The organism is Streptomyces sp. NPDC058001, from assembly GCF_042886315.1.
Classification (GTDB): Bacteria; Actinomycetota; Actinomycetes; order Streptomycetales; family Streptomycetaceae; genus Streptomyces.
Genome location: NZ_JBHVQT010000016.1, coordinates 258,569 through 272,995 on the forward strand (window position 1 = coordinate 258,569; position 14,427 = coordinate 272,995).

Annotated in this window: 10 protein-coding genes; 1 reads left to right on the top strand and 9 read right to left on the bottom strand. The window is 71.1% G+C overall.

From position 1 onward, the window contains the following. Positions 1-48 precede the first annotated feature (48 nt). The gene (locus ACFVT5_RS35880) at positions 49-993 is read left to right on the top strand and encodes an SDR family oxidoreductase (RefSeq protein ID WP_389896915.1); all 945 of its coding nucleotides are present in this window, start codon (positions 49-51) and stop codon (positions 991-993) included. 42 nt (positions 994-1,035) lie between these two features. Here ACFVT5_RS35880 and ACFVT5_RS35885 read toward each other — a convergent pair whose 3' ends face one another. From ACFVT5_RS35885 to ACFVT5_RS35925, 9 genes are all read right to left on the bottom strand, one after another. Beyond that, positions 1,036-2,022: a helix-turn-helix transcriptional regulator gene (locus tag ACFVT5_RS35885; protein ID WP_389896917.1), complete on the bottom strand. Its 987-nt coding sequence runs from the start codon at positions 2,020-2,022 to the stop codon at positions 1,036-1,038. Positions 2,023-2,113: 91 nt separating this feature from the next. After that, a complete protein-coding gene (gene aceE / locus ACFVT5_RS35890; RefSeq protein WP_389896919.1) occupies positions 2,114-4,810 on the bottom strand; it encodes a pyruvate dehydrogenase (acetyl-transferring), homodimeric type in 2,697 nt (898 codons plus the stop codon). A gap of 264 nt (positions 4,811-5,074) precedes the next feature. After that, entirely contained in the window at positions 5,075-5,716 is a 642-nt protein-coding gene (locus ACFVT5_RS35895) for a GntR family transcriptional regulator (RefSeq protein ID WP_389896922.1), read from the bottom strand. Positions 5,717-5,834: 118 nt separating this feature from the next. Beyond that, entirely contained in the window at positions 5,835-7,637 is a 1,803-nt protein-coding gene (gene sucB / locus ACFVT5_RS35900; RefSeq protein ID WP_389896925.1) for a 2-oxoglutarate dehydrogenase, E2 component, dihydrolipoamide succinyltransferase, read from the bottom strand. A gap of 63 nt (positions 7,638-7,700) precedes the next feature. Beyond that, positions 7,701-9,089: a dihydrolipoyl dehydrogenase gene (lpdA, locus tag ACFVT5_RS35905; RefSeq protein WP_389896928.1), complete on the bottom strand. Its 1,389-nt coding sequence runs from the start codon at positions 9,087-9,089 to the stop codon at positions 7,701-7,703. A gap of 260 nt (positions 9,090-9,349) precedes the next feature. After that, positions 9,350-10,879, bottom strand: coding sequence for a leucyl aminopeptidase (locus ACFVT5_RS35910; RefSeq protein ID WP_389896930.1), 1,530 nt, complete (start codon positions 10,877-10,879; stop codon positions 9,350-9,352). Between the two features lie 198 nt (positions 10,880-11,077). Then, entirely contained in the window at positions 11,078-11,887 is an 810-nt protein-coding gene (locus tag ACFVT5_RS35915; protein ID WP_389896932.1) for an adenosylcobinamide-GDP ribazoletransferase, read from the bottom strand. Beyond that, the gene (locus ACFVT5_RS35920) at positions 11,812-12,564 is read right to left on the bottom strand and encodes a hypothetical protein (RefSeq protein WP_389896935.1); all 753 of its coding nucleotides are present in this window, start codon (positions 12,562-12,564) and stop codon (positions 11,812-11,814) included. The genes ACFVT5_RS35915 and ACFVT5_RS35920 overlap by 76 nt, the downstream gene beginning before the upstream one ends. Beyond that, positions 12,561-14,390 (bottom strand): phosphatidylglycerol lysyltransferase domain-containing protein, encoded by a 1,830-nt coding sequence (locus ACFVT5_RS35925; protein ID WP_389896937.1) that lies wholly within the window; start codon positions 14,388-14,390, stop codon positions 12,561-12,563. Before ACFVT5_RS35925 ends, ACFVT5_RS35920 begins: the two co-directional genes overlap by 4 nt. Positions 14,391-14,427 lie beyond the last annotated feature (37 nt).

Consider the following 14,427-nt stretch of genomic DNA (forward strand, 5'->3'; position numbering starts at 1 on the left):
CGGAAAGCCGGACAGAGGATGTCGGGGTTCGGCGGCACCATCACCCGTATGAACAACACATCCCCTCACGTGGACAAGACAGCCCTTCAGGGAAAGGTCGCCCTCGTCGCGGGCGCGACGCGCGGCGCGGGTCGTGCCCTCGCCGTCGAACTGGGCCGCGCCGGCGCCACCGTCTACGTCACAGGACGCACCACCCGTACCCAGGTCAGTGAGATGGGCCGGGCCACCGAGACCATCGAGGAGACCGCCGAACTGGTCGACGCGGCGGCGGGCACCGAGGGCGCCGGCATCGCCGTACCGACCGACCATCTCGACGTCGGACAGGTACGGGCCCTGGTCGCCCGGATCGACCGGGACCACGGCCGGCTCGACGTCCTCGTCAACGACGTCTGGGGCGGCAACCATCTGCTCGACTTCGACACCCGGATGTGGGACATCGACCTGGAGCGCGGGCTGCGGATGATCGACCTGGGGACCAGGACCCACATCATCACCAGCAGCGTCGCCCTGCCCCTGCTGGTGCGGCGCCCCGGCGGCCTGGTCATCGAGGTCACAGACGGCACCGCCAGGAGCAACCAGGACTTCCGCGAGAACTTCTACTACGACCTCACCAAGAACCTGCCGATCCGGATGGCCTACGCCCTCGGCGAGGAACTGAAGACCGTGGGCGGTACGGCCGTCGCGGTCACCCCCGGATTCATCCGCTCCGAGGAGATGCTCGACCACTTCGGACTCACCGAGGACACCTGGCGCGAAGGCATCGACAAGCAGCAGCACTGGGCGCTGTCCGAGTCCCCGCTGTACCTGGCCCGTGGCGTCGCCGCCCTCGCCACCGATCCGGACAGGGCCCGCTGGAACGGCACGTCCCTCGACAGCGGGCAACTCGCCCGTGAGTACGGAATCACCGACGCGGACGGCAGCCGCCCGGACATCTGGGGCTACATGCTCGCCGAACGCGCGGGAGAGACCCCGAACCTGGCCGACCACCGGTAGCCGACCACCGGTAGCCACTCACCGGTAGCCACTCACCTCGGGTCACTCATACAGACGGGCCGTCCGGGTCGCCGCCTCCGTGAAGCGGGTGCGGAGCCCGGTCGGTTCGAGGACCTCCACCTCCGGTCCCAGCGTGAGCAGTTGGGTGTACGCGACGTCCTCCGACTCGACCGCCACGGTCACCGTGACCCGGCCCTCGCCGTCCGGCGGCCCGGCCGCGTCCAGCGCCTCCTCGGCGGGTGCCCGCCCGACCGCGTGCCGCAACTGCCGCGCGCCCGCCCCGGACAGCCGTACGACCACGGCCGTCCGCAGGATCGCCCGCGCGAACTGCTCCGCCCGCTCCTCCCAGAACTCCGGCAGACCGAACTCGGGGTCCCGCTCGAAGCGGGTCTCGCCGGCCGTGACGTCCGTGAACCGGTCGATGCGGTACACCCGGTAGGTGCCGGACTCTACGCGGGCGCACAGGTACCAGATCCCGGCCTTCAGGACGAGCCCGTACGGCTCAAGATCGCGCTCCACCTCCCGCTCCACCTCACCGCCGCTGCCCGGCCGCCGGTAGCGCGCGGTGATCCGCCGGTCGTCCCAGACCGCGTCCGCGACCGCCGGCAGCAGTTCGGGCGGGGGTGGCTCGTGGAACCAGCCCGGCGCGTCCAGATGGAACCGCTGCGCCGCCGTCCGTGAGGCGCTCTGCATCGACGGAAGCAGCGCGGCCGACACCTTCAGCCGGGCCGCCGACGCCGTGTCCTGAAGGCCCATCTCGCGCAGCGCGCCCGGCACCCCGGACAGGAACAGCGCCTCCGCCTCGCCGCGCGCCAGGCCCGTCAGCCGGGTGCGGTAGCCGCCGATCAGCCGGTAACCACCGGTGCGGCCCCGGTCCGCGTACACCGGGACACCCGCCTCCGACAGGGCCTGCGCGTCCCGTGTGACGGTCCGCTCGGAGACCTCCAGCTCCCGGGCCAGCTCGGCCGCCGTCATCGACGGGCGGGACTGGAGCAGGAGAACCATCTTGATCAGCCGGGCAGCGCGCATGCGCCCATGATGCCGGGACGGGCACGGGAGGCGGACATGCGACGGGGCGTGACGGTATCCACCGTCACGCCCCGCCCATGTCTCCGCAGGTCTACAGGCCGTAGCGCTCCCGGGCCTCCTTCACCGCCGACGCCGGAACCTCGCCGCGCCGCGCGAGCTGCGCCAGCGCCGCCACCACGATCGACCGCGCGTCGACACCGAAGTGCCGGCGGGCCGCGTCGCGGGTGTCGGAGAGACCGAAGCCGTCCGCGCCGAGCGAGGTCCAGTCCTGCTCGACCCACTGCGCGATCTGGTCCGGCACCTGCCGCATGTAGTCGCTGACCGCGAGCACGGGACCGTCGGCACCGGCGAGCGCCCTGCGGACGTACGGCACCCGGTCCTCGCCCCGCAGCAGCGCCGCGTCCGCCTCCAGGGCGTCCCTGCGCAGCTCCGTCCAGGACGTCGCCGACCACACGTCGGCGCCCACGCCCCACTCCTCGGCGAGCAACCGCTGCGCCTGAAGCGTCCAGTGGATCGCCGTACCGGAGCCGATGAGCTGGATCCGCGAGGCGTTCGCCGGGAGGGTCAGACCCGCCGACTCGGCCGTGTTGAAGCGGTACAGGCCCTTCACGATGCCCTCGTCGACGCCGGCGGGCTTCGCGGGCTGCGGCATCGGCTCGTTGTAGACGGTCAGGTAGTAGAAGACGTCCTGGTCCTCGCCCGGGGCCGCCTCGCCGTACATCCGGCGCAGCCCCTCCTTGACGATCGCCGCGATCTCGTACGCGAACGCCGGGTCGTACGACAGGGCCGCCGGGTTGGTCGCGGCGATCACCGGTGAGTGGCCGTCCGCGTGCTGGAGGCCCTCACCGGTCAGCGTGGTCCGGCCGGCCGTGGCGCCGACCAGGAAGCCGCGGCCGAGCTGGTCGCCGAGCTGCCACATCTGGTCGGCCGTGCGCTGCCAGCCGAACATCGAGTAGAAGATGTAGAACGGGATCATCGGCTCGCCGTGCGTGGCGTACGCGCTGGACGCGGCGATGAAGTCCGCCATCGAACCGGCCTCGGTGATCCCCTCGTTGAGGATCTGGCCGTCCTCGGCCTCGCGGTAGTACATCAGCTGGTCACGGTCGACCGGCTCGTACGTCTGACCCTTCGGCGAGTAGATGCCGAGCGACGGGAACAGCGACTCCATACCGAAGGTACGGGCCTCGTCCGGGACGATCGGCACCCAGCGGCGGCCGGTCTGCTTGTCCCGTACCAGATCCTTGACGAGCCGTACGAACGCCATGGTCGTCGCGATCGACTGCGTACCGGAACCCTTGTCGAACGAGGTGAACGCCTTGTCGGCGGGCGCGGGCAGCGGGGCGACGGCGTGCGTACGGCGGGCCGGTGCCGGGCCGCCGAGCGCGGCGCGGCGCTCCTGGAGGTAGCGCACCTCGGGCGAGTCGGCGCCGGGATGGCCGTACGGCACCACACCATCGACGAACTGGCTGTCGGAGATGGGCAGTTCAAGGAGATCACGCATGCTCTTGAACTCGTCCACCGTGAGCTTCTTCATCTGGTGGTTGGCGTTCTTCGACGCGAAGCCGGAGCCCAGCGTGAAGCCCTTCACCGTCTGCGCGAGGATCACGGTCGGCCCGCCCTTGTGGGCGAGCGCGGCACGGTAGGCCGCGTACACCTTCCGCGGCTCGTGGCCACCGCGCGAGACGTGGAAACACTCCAGGATCTTGTCGTCGCTCAGCAGCTTCGCCAGCTCGACGAGCGCCGGGTCCTTCCCGAAGAAGTCCTGCCGGATGTACGCGGCGTCACGCGTCTGGTACGTCTGCACCTGGGCGTCCGGCACCTCGCGGAGGCGGCGGACCAGGGCGCCGGTGGTGTCGAGCCGCAGCAACTCGTCCCAGGCGGAACCCCAGAGCGACTTGACGACGTTCCAGCCGGCGCCGCGGAACTGGGCCTCCAGCTCCTGCACGATCTTGAAGTTCGCGCGGACCGGGCCGTCGAGGCGCTGGAGGTTGCAGTTGATGACGAAGGTCAGGTTGTCCAGGCCCTCACGGGCGGCGAGCCCGATCGCCGCGGTGGCCTCCGGCTCGTCCATCTCGCCGTCGCCGAGGAACGCCCATACGTGCGACTGCGAGACGTCCTTGATGCCGCGGCTGGTCAGATACCGGTTGAACCGGGCCTGGTAGATCGCGGAGAGTGGGCCGAGCCCCATCGAGACGGTCGGGAACTCCCACAGCCACGGCAGACGACGGGGGTGCGGATAGGAGGGCAGGCCCTGACCGCCGGCCTCCTGACGGAAGTTGTCGAGGTGCGTCTCGGTCAGCCGGCCGTCGAGGAAGGCGCGGGCGTAGATACCGGGCGACGCGTGGCCCTGGATGTAGAGCTGGTCGCCGGAGCCGTCGCCCTCCTTGCCGCGGAAGAAGTGGTTGAAGCCGGTCTCGTAGAGCCAGGCGGCCGACGCGAAGGTGGCGATGTGGCCGCCGACGCCGTGCTTGCTGCCACGGGTGACCATGGCCGCCGCGTTCCAGCGGTTCCACGCGGTGATCCGCCGCTCCAGGGCCTCGTCACCCTCGGGGGCGGGCTCAGCGGCGGTCGGGATGCTGTTGACGTAGTCCGTCTCCAGCAACTTGGGCAGCGCAAGCCCCGCGCCCTCGGCGCGCTCCAGGGTGCGGCGCATCAGGTACGCGGCACGGTGCGGCCCGGCCGCCTGGGTGACGGCGTCCAGGGAGGCCAGCCATTCGCCGGTCTCCTCGGGGTCGCGGTCCGGGAGCTGGTCCAGCTCGCTCGGCTGGATTGCTGCGGGGTCGGTCATGTCGCCGCCTTCCGGAGTCGAAGGGGGTGCCCTCATCGGCAAGGGTTCGGGTGCCCTAGGTCTTTGGCAGGACAGGGCGTGGACTCTGGGTGAGAGTCCATCGGGGACTGTAACTCCCTGATCGATGATCGATCAAAGGGGAGAAGGGTAAAAGGTGCGCGGATACCCAAAGTCGGCACGGAGTGCCTACTTCGCAGGCACCGAGTGCCCACCGAGCAACGGAAGCCGAGGCACCCTCGGCCCACGGTCCGGGTCCCGTCCGGTCTACAGCGACGCGGTGGAGTCGGGGCGTGGGGCGCAGCCCAGGACGTGGGACTTCACCAGGTCTGCGATGGCTGGGTCGCGGGACTTGAAGGCTGCTAGTAGGGCCTCGTGTTCCTCCGCGTACGACTGCTGGACCGTTCCGAGCCAGCGGATCGACAGGGCCGTGAAGACCTCGATGCCCAGGCCCTCCCAGGTGTGCAGGAGGACGCTGTTGCCCGCGGCCCGGACCAGTTCCCGGTGGAAGGCGACCGTGTGCCGTACCTGCCCTGTTCCGTCCGACAGCCGGTCGGCCTCGTACAGCGCCGCCACATGCGGTTCCAGGGCCGAGCAGTCATCAGCCAGCCGATCCGCCGCCAGCTCCGCCGCGATCGCTTCGAGCCCGGCCCGTACCGGATAGCTCTCCTCCAGATCGGCCGCCGTCAGATTCCGTACCCGCACGCCCTTGTTCGGCGCCGACTCGATCAGCCGCAGCGACTCCAGCTCCCGCAACGCCTCCCGCACCGGCGTCTGGCTGACCGCCAGCTCGGTCGCGATCCGCCGCTCCACGATCCGCTCACCCGGCTTCCAGCGCCCGCTGACGATCCCCTCCACGATGTGCTCGCGGATCTGTTCGCGCAGCGAGTGGACGACGGGCGCGGTCATGCGGTGCTCCTTCGGCAGGGCGTCCTGGTGACCCCAAGGGCGTGACCTATAGACAATACGGCCGCGCCCCCGCCCGGACATGCTCCGGACGGGGGCGTTCACCCAGGTGTGGCGAGCCTTACAGGCCCAGCTCGACCTCGAACTCGCCGGCCTCCAGAATCGCCTTGACCGTCGTCAGGTAACGGGCGGCGTCCGCGCCGTCCACCAGACGGTGGTCGTAGGAGAGCGACAGGTACGTCATGTCCCGGACACCGATCACGGTGCCGTCGGGCGTCTCGATGACCGCCGGACGCTTCACCGTGGCACCGATGCCCAGGATCGCGACCTGGTTCGGCGGCACGATGACCGTGTCGAACAGGGCGCCACGCGAACCGGTGTTGCTGATCGTGAAGGTCGCCCCGGACAGCTCGTCGGGGGTGATCTTGTTGCCCCGGACCTTGCCGGCCAGCTCGGCGGTCGCCTTCGAGATACCGGCGATGTTCAGGTCGCCCGCACCCTTGATGACCGGCGTCATCAGACCCTTCTCGGAGTCCACGGCGATGCCGATGTTCTCCGAGTCGAAGTACGTGATGGTGCCCTCGTCCGCGTTGATCCGGGCGTTGATGACCGGGTGGGCCTTCAGCGCCTGGGCCGCCGCCTTCACGAAGAACGGCATCGGGGACAGCTTGACGCCCTCACGCGCGGCGAAGTCGCCCTTGGCCTGCTCGCGCAGCCGCATCAGCTTGGTGATGTCGACCTCGACGACCGTGGTCAGCTGGGCCTGCGAGTGCAGGGCCTTCATCATGTTGTCGCCGATGACCTTGCGCATCCGCGTCATCTTGACCGTCTGACCGCGCAGCGGGGACACCTCAAGGGCCGGAGCCTTCTTGGCGATGGCCGGAGCAGCGGCGGCGGCGGGAGCCGGAGCGGCAGCCGCTGCCTTCGCGGCCTCGGCGGCGGCGATGACGTCCTGCTTACGGATCCGCCCACCGACGCCCGTACCCCTGACGGCCGCGAGGTCGACACCGTGCTCGGTGGCGAGCTTGCGCACCAGCGGGGTCACGTACGCGCCCTCGTCCACGGCCTGCGCGGCGGCCGGAGCCGGAGCGACGGGCGCGGCAGCCACGGGGGCCGCCGGTGCGGGGGCGGCCACGGGAGCCGGAGCGGGGGCGGGAGCGGCTACGGGAGCCGGTGCCGGGGTAGGCGCCGGAGCCGGTGCCGGAGTGGGTGCCGGTGCCGGAGCCGGTGCCGGAGTGGGTGCCGGTGCCGGAGCCGGAGCCGCGGCGGGGGCCGCGGGAGCCGGGGCCGGAGCGGCGGCCGGAGCGGCACCCGGGGCACCGATCACGGCCAGCTTGGCGCCCACCTCGGCGGTCTCGTCCTCGGCGACGACGATCTCCAGGAGAACACCCGACGCCGGGGCCGGGATCTCGGTGTCGACCTTGTCGGTGGAGACCTCAAGCAGCGGCTCGTCGGCGTCGACGGAGTCGCCGACCTCCTTCAGCCAGCGGGTGACGGTGCCCTCGGTGACGCTCTCACCGAGCGCCGGAAGGACCACATCGGTGCCCTGCGCCGCGCCACCGGCCGGAGCGGCGGGAGCCGCCGGGGCAGGGGCGGGGACCTGGGCGGCCGGAGCCGGCGCGGCGGGCGCGGCCGGAGCCGGGACCTCGGCGGCGGCGGGGGCCGGAGCGGGCGCCGGAGCACCCGTGCCGTCGTCGATGACGGCGAGTTCGGAACCGACCTCGACCGTCTCGTCCTCGGCGACCTTGATGGAGGACAGGATGCCGGCGGCGGGCGACGGGATCTCGGTGTCGACCTTGTCGGTCGACACCTCAAGCAGCGGCTCGTCGAGTTCGACGCGCTCGCCCTCGGCCTTCAGCCAGCGGGTGACAGTGCCCTCGGTGACACTCTCACCGAGCGCCGGAAGGGATACGGAAACCGCCATGGTTTCGGTTGCTCCTTACGAAAAGTGCGGAAGTCTGTGGTCGTCGCGCCCGGAGACTGAAGGTCAGTCGTGGGAGTGGAGGGGCTTGCCGGCCAGGGCCAGGTGGGCCTCGCCGAGCGCCTCGTTCTGCGTCGGGTGAGCGTGGATGAGCTGGGCGACCTCGGCGGGCAGCGCCTCCCAGTTGTAGATCAGCTGGGCCTCACCGACCTGCTCGCCCATGCGGTCGCCGACCATGTGGACACCGACCACCGCACCGTCCTTGACCTGGACGAGCTTGATCTCGCCCGCGGTCTTCAGGATCTTGCTCTTGCCGTTGCCCGCGAGGTTGTACTTCAGGGCGACGACCTTGTCCGCACCGTAGATCTCCTTGGCCTTGGCCTCGGTGATGCCGACCGACGCGACCTCGGGGTGGCAGTACGTCACCCGGGGCACGCCGTCGTAGTCGATCGGGACGGTCTTGAGACCGGCCAGGCGCTCGGCGACGAGGATGCCCTCGGCGAAGCCGACATGCGCGAGCTGGAGCGTCGGGACCAGGTCACCGACGGCCGAGACGGTCGGCACATTGGTCTGCATGTACTCGTCGACCAGGACATAGCCGCGGTCCATCGCGACGCCCTGCTCCTCGTACCCGAGACCGGCCGAGACCGGGCCGCGGCCGATCGCGACGAGCAGCACCTCGGCCTCGAAGACCTTGCCGTCGGCGAGGGTCACGCGGACACCGTCCTGCGTGTACTCCGCCTTGTCGAAGAAGGTGCCGAGGTTGAACTTGATGCCGCGCTTGCGGAAGGCGCGCTCCAGGAGCTTGGAGCTGTTCTCGTCCTCGACGGGCACCAGGTGCTTCAGGCCCTCGACGACGGTGACGTCGGTGCCGAAGGACTTCCACGCCGAGGCGAACTCGACGCCGATGACGCCACCGCCCAGGATGATCGCGGACTGCGGGACCCGGTCCAGGACCAGCGCGTGGTCCGAGGAGATGATCCGGTTGCCGTCGATCTCCAGACCCGGCAGCGACTTGGGCACGGAGCCCGTCGCCAGCAGGATGTGGCGGCCCTGGATCCGCTGCCCGTTCACATCGACGGAGGTCGGCGACGACAGCCGGCCCTCGCCCTCGATGTACGTCACCTTGCGCGAGGCGACCAGGCCCTGGAGGCCCTTGTACAGACCCGCGATGACGTCGTCCTTGTACTTGTGGACGCCCTTGATGTCGATGCCCTGGAACGTCGTGAGGACACCGAACTGGTCGGCCTCACGTGCCTGGTCGGCGATCTCGCCGGCGTGCAGCAGGGCCTTCGTCGGGATGCATCCGTTGTGCAGGCAGGTGCCGCCCAGCTTGTTCTTCTCGATCAGGGCGACGTCCAGGCCCAGCTGCGAGGCACGCAGGGCCGCGGCGTAACCGCCGCTACCGCCGCCGAGGATCACTAGGTCGAAAACGGTGCTGGCGTCGTTCGCCACGTCACGTCCTCCATGCATGTGCGCCGGGCGCCGGGCCCCATTTCCGGGGGGTCGACCGGTCGGTCGGCTGGTATTCGGCCGCTCTGTCTTCGGCCCTGTGGTGGGGGCCCTGTCCTGCCGAGAACCCATCTTCGCACTACTCGGCCGCAGCCGGGACGCCGGGCCGTCGAGTGCGACGTACGCCCTACGCGTACGGCCCCGGATCAAGGACCCGGGGCCGTTACGTGGGGGAGGGGCGTCAGCCACCTTGCGAAGGGACGTCAGCCCAGGTCACCCACGGCGGTGCGCTCGGCGAGACGTACCAGGGTGCGCACCGCGGAGCCGGTGCCGCCCTTGGGGGTGTAACCGAAAGCACCCTGCTCGTTGAACGCGGGGCCCGCGATGTCGAGGTGTGCCCAGACGATCCCGTCGGCGACGAACTCCTGGAGGAACAGACCGGCGACCAGGCCGCTGCCCATCCGCTCGCCCATGTTCGCGATGTCCGCGGTCGGCGAGTCCATGCCCTTGCGCAGGTGGTCCGGGAGCGGCATCGGCCAGGACGGCTCGCCGACCTCCTCGGCGATCTCGTGCAGCGAGGTGCGGAACGCCTCGTCGTTGGCCATGATCCCGAAGGTGCGGCTGCCCAGGGCGAGCACCATCGCGCCGGTGAGGGTCGCCACGTCGATGATCGCGTCCGGCTTGTCCTCGGACGCCTTGGCGAGCGCGTCGGCGAGTACGAGCCGGCCCTCGGCGTCGGTGTTGAGGACCTCGACGGTCTTGCCCGAGTACATGCGCAGCACGTCACCGGGGCGGGTCGCGGAACCCGACGGCATGTTCTCGGCGAGCGCGAGCCAGCCGGTGACATTGACCTGAAGGCCGAGCCGGGCGGCGGCGACGACCGCGGCGAACACGGCGGCGGCACCGCTCATGTCGCACTTCATCGTCTCGTTGTGCCCGGCCGGCTTGAGGGAGATGCCGCCCGAGTCGTAGGTGATGCCCTTGCCGACGTACGCGAGGTGCTTGGTGGCCTTGGCGTGCGTGTACGAGAGCTTCACCAGACGCGGGGTCGCGGCGGAGCCGGCGCCGACGCCGAGGATGCCGCCGAAGCCGCCCTTGGCGAGCGCCTTCTCGTCCAGGACCTGGATCTTGATGCCGTGTTCCTTGGCCGCGCCGGCGGCGACCGCCGCGAACGCCTCCGGGTCGAGGTCGTTGGGCGGGGTGTTGACCAGGTCGCGGGCGCGGTTCAGTTCCTCGGTGACCGCGACGGCCCGCTCGACGGCCGCCTTGTGCGCCTTGTCGCGGGGCTTGCCGCCGGTCAGGGCGATCTCGGCGAGGGGGCTCTTGCCGTTCTTGGCGTCCTTGCCGTTCTCCTTGTACGCGTCGAAGGAGTACGCGCCGAGCAGGGCGCCCTCGGCGACGGCGGCGGTGGCCTCCGCGTCGGCGAGGGGCAGTGCGTACGCGGCCTTCTTCGCGCCGTTCAGCGCGCGGGCCGCGACACCGGAGGCCACGCGCAGCGACTCGGCGAGGTAGTTCTCGTCCTTCTCGGGTACCGCGCCGAGCCCGACCGCCAGCACCACCGGTGCCTTCAGGCCGGACGGTGAGGGGAGTTTGGTCACCTCGCCCTCGCCGCCGGTGGCGCCGAGGGTCTCCAGGACGGCCGCGAGCTTTCCGTCGAACGCCTTGTCCACGGCCTCGGCGCCCGGTGCGACGACGAGTCCGCTACCGCCCTTGGGGCCCTTGGCGACACCGACGACGATCGCGTCGGCACGCAGGCTGGACGCCGCGGCGGTGCTGAGAGTGAGAGCAGTCACGGTGGTGAATTCTCGCTTCCGTTGAGTTCATGGCCGAGGGCGGATGGGCTCGACCGGGCCCGACCCGAGCTTCGTGGACCGGGCCGGAAGAGTGCCACCCCGGAGCCTACGCTCAGTGACACCGTCGTGGTCCACCGGTGCGGGCGCCCAGGGGCGCACGGGCGGGGCGGGCGGGGCGCGGGCCCGGACGGGGCCGTGTCATCCACCCAGCGTGAGCACGATGAGCGCGACGGTCGCCGCGGTCTCGGCGAGGGCCCCGAACACATCTCCGGTGATTCCTCCGAGCCTGCGGACGCAGTGCCGCAGCAGGAGTTCGGCCGCCGCGCACGCGACGAGTACGGCGGCGGCGCAGCGCACGGCGTCACTCGCGCCGAACAGCGCGCCCGCGCCCGCCGCGACGCCCACCGCGCCAATCGCCACCAGGAGCGCGGCCCTCCTGGGCACGGTTCCCGCGACGGCGGCGCCCAGTCCCTCGGGCCGCGCGGGCGGTACGCCACTGCGGGCCGCGAGGGTCAGCGCCAGGCGGGCGGCGACGCCGCAGAGCGCGGCGGCGACGGCGCCGCGCGCCCAGGAGTCGGCGTACAGGCCGCTGAGGGCGGCGACTTGGGCGAGCAGGACGAGGACGAGCGTGACGACACCGAAGGGGCCGATGTCGGACTGCCGCATGATCCGCAGCGCGTCGGCGGCCGGTCTGCCGCTGCCGAGTCCGTCGGCGGTGTCGGCGAGGCCGTCGAGGTGCAGCCCCCGGGTGAGCACGGCGGGTACGGCGACGGTGGCGACGGCGGCGAGCGGGGCGCCCGCGCCGAGCAGTAGGAGGAGTCCGCCGAGCGCGGCGGCGCACAGTCCGACGACGAGCCCGGCGACCGGCGCCCACAGCATCCCCGCGCGGGCGGCGTCCCGGTCCCAGCGGGTCACCCGTACGGGCAGCGCGGTCAGCGTGCCGAAGGCGAACCTCGGCCCGTGCCATCCCGGCGCCGCGGACGGGGGCGCGCTCTCGCTCTCGGACATCGCCCGCAGGCTAGCGCGCCCCCGGCGGCCTGGTGCTGCCGGGCCGCCGACAGCGCGATCAGGGAGAACGCGGCGAGGATGGCCGCGAGATGCTCCTTGCCCGCGAGGTTGTTCTTGAGGATCACCTCGCCGATCATCGCGGCGACGACGGCGGCCCCGGTGACATAGGCGCGGTAGTGCCAGGCGAGGAAGACGGCGAGTCCGACGACGGCGGCGGACGGGCCGGTGTCGACGATCTGGGCGTCCGACGCGGGCAGTCCGAGGAAGCCGTCGGGGCCGAGCGCGATGCCCACGCGCGCGTAGAGCGTGCCGGCGAGGGTGGCGGCGTAGCCGATGACGAGGGTGCGCCACCAGCCGAGGCAGATCTCGGCGAGCCCGAACACCAGCAGGATCTGGGCGAGCGCGCCCCACACCGGCAGATCGAGCGCGGGCACGAACAGGGAGAGCGGGGTGCGCAGCAGGGCGAGCCAGAGCGGTTCCTCGGAACGTACGGAGCCGAGGTTCTGGATGAACTGGAAGCCCCACGACTGGTTCTGCACGAACTGGAACAGCGCGGTCAGACAGACCGCCGTGAGCGTCATCGGCGCGGCCCGCCAGCCGCGCTCCGCGAGCCCGTCCCGCACGGCCGCCCACAGGGGCCCCCACTCGGCGCGTGCCAGACGGGCGAGCGTTCTCATCCTTGCGACTCCCGGGGTGCGCGCTGTGACTCCAGATGCTTGCGGTGCAGCCACTTCGGCAGTCCCGGCGCTTCGAGGAACCCCTCGGCGCGCGCGGACGCGATGCCGATACGAGGCAGGTCCGCGCTCTTCTCGAAGAGCAGGAACCGGGGTTCCCAGATGGGCCGGTACTTGGCGTTGGCTCGGTACAGCGACTCGATCTGCCACCAGCGCGAGAAGAAACTCAGCAGGGAGCGCCACAGCCGCAGTACCGGGCCCGCGCCGAGACGCGAGCCACGTTCGAAGACGGAACGGAACATCGCGAAGTTGAGTGAGACCTGGGTGATCTTGATCTCGTCGGCGCGCTGGAGGAGTTCGATGACCATGAACTCCATGAGTCCGTTCTCGGAGTCCCGGTCCCGTCGCATCAGGTCGAGCGAGAGCCCCTGCGGGCCCCATGGCACGAAGGACAGCACGGCCCGCAACTCGCCGGTGCCATCGGTGCATTCGAGCATCACGCACTGTCCGTCGGCCGGATCGCCGAGCCTGCCGAGCGCCATCGAGAAGCCCCGTTCCGTCGCGCCGTCCCGCCAGTCGTCGGCGCGGGTGAGCAGAAGCCGCATCTCGTCGGCGGGGATGTCGGCGTGCCGTCGGATACGGACCTGGTACCCGGCGCGCCTGACCCGGTTGTACGCCTGCCGCACGGTCCGCATCGCGCGTCCGTCGAGGGTGAAGTCGGCGGTCTCGACGAGCGCTTCGTCGCCGAGTTCGAGGGCGTCCAGGCCGTGCCGGGCGTAGATCGTGCCCGCCTCCTCGCTCGCGCCCATCACGGCCGGGATCCAGCCGTGCGCGCGGGCCTCGGCCAGCCAGGGTCCGATCGCGCCCGGCCATGCCTCGGGGTCGCCGATCGGATCGCCGGACGCCAGCGAGACCCCGCCGACGACGCGGTACACCACGGCCGCCTTGCCGGTCGGCGACCACACCACGCTCTTCTCGCGGCGCAGCGCGAAGTACCCCAGCGAGTCGCGGTCGCCGAACCGGTCGAGCAGGGCCCGCAGCCGTTCCTCGTCGCCCTCGGTGAGCGGGTCGACGGCGCGGCGGGAGCGGAACGCGGCGTACAGGACGGCGAGCAGGAGCAGGGTGCTGATGACGTTGATGACGACATTGACCCAGTTCGGCGTCGCGATACCGGGGTAGTGGTCGTCGTTCGCGGCGACCGAGATCAGCCGCAGGGTGCCGTAGCGCCAGCGGTCCAGGAAAGTCGAGCGGTACTCGTCGTGGGCGTGGTTGGTGAGGGTGACCAGGAGCGTCGCGAACAGGGACGACGCCAGCAGTCCGCCGGCCGCGACGAGTGCCGCGAGCCGGGGGTTGGAGCGGTCACCCTTGGCGTAGAACTCCCTGCGGCCCACCAGGAGCGCGAGGAAGAACGCGGCGGTCAGCAGCAGCGACACCCAGTTCTGGACATAGCCGCGGATCTCCGGGAAGACCATCGCGAAGGCGAACAGCAGCAGGAACAGGCCGCTCACCACGAGGTTGAGGATCCACGCGGCCCGCTTGCGGCGGCGCATCGTGATCGCCAGGAACATCGTGAACGCGCCGGACGCGAAGCCGGCGGTCAGCAGATACGGCGTGAACAGATTCTCCTGGTTGTGCCGCCGCAGGTCCTGGCCCAGCGAGACCCAGACGGCGCTCAGGAGATTGATGAAGGTGACGGCCCGGAGGTACCAGACCGCGAACCCGGCGGCTCGCCGTGACGCGGCGGTGGAGCGGGGCCGGGTGCCGTCCCGGACGGCCTCTTCCCGGTCCTGCTCCTGCGTCTGCGCCACGGCCGTACGGACATCTCCCATGATGGGGGATCATATGGGGCAGTTGGGTGTGCCGCCG

Coding starts and splice junctions, on each gene's coding strand:
- ACFVT5_RS35915 (WP_389896932.1), bottom strand. CDS start 11,887: ATGTCCGAGAGCGAGAGCGCGCCCCCGTCCGCGGCGCCGGGATGGCAC.
- ACFVT5_RS35885 (WP_389896917.1), bottom strand. CDS start 2,022: ATGCGCGCTGCCCGGCTGATCAAGATGGTTCTCCTGCTCCAGTCCCGC.
- sucB (WP_389896925.1), bottom strand. CDS start 7,637: ATGGCGGTTTCCGTATCCCTTCCGGCGCTCGGTGAGAGTGTCACCGAG.
- ACFVT5_RS35920 (WP_389896935.1), bottom strand. CDS start 12,564: ATGAGAACGCTCGCCCGTCTGGCACGCGCCGAGTGGGGGCCCCTGTGG.
- ACFVT5_RS35895 (WP_389896922.1), bottom strand. CDS start 5,716: ATGACCGCGCCCGTCGTCCACTCGCTGCGCGAACAGATCCGCGAGCAC.
- aceE (WP_389896919.1), bottom strand. CDS start 4,810: ATGACCGACCCCGCAGCAATCCAGCCGAGCGAGCTGGACCAGCTCCCG.
- ACFVT5_RS35925 (WP_389896937.1), bottom strand. CDS start 14,390: ATGGGAGATGTCCGTACGGCCGTGGCGCAGACGCAGGAGCAGGACCGG.
- ACFVT5_RS35880 (WP_389896915.1), top strand. CDS start 49: ATGAACAACACATCCCCTCACGTGGACAAGACAGCCCTTCAGGGAAAG.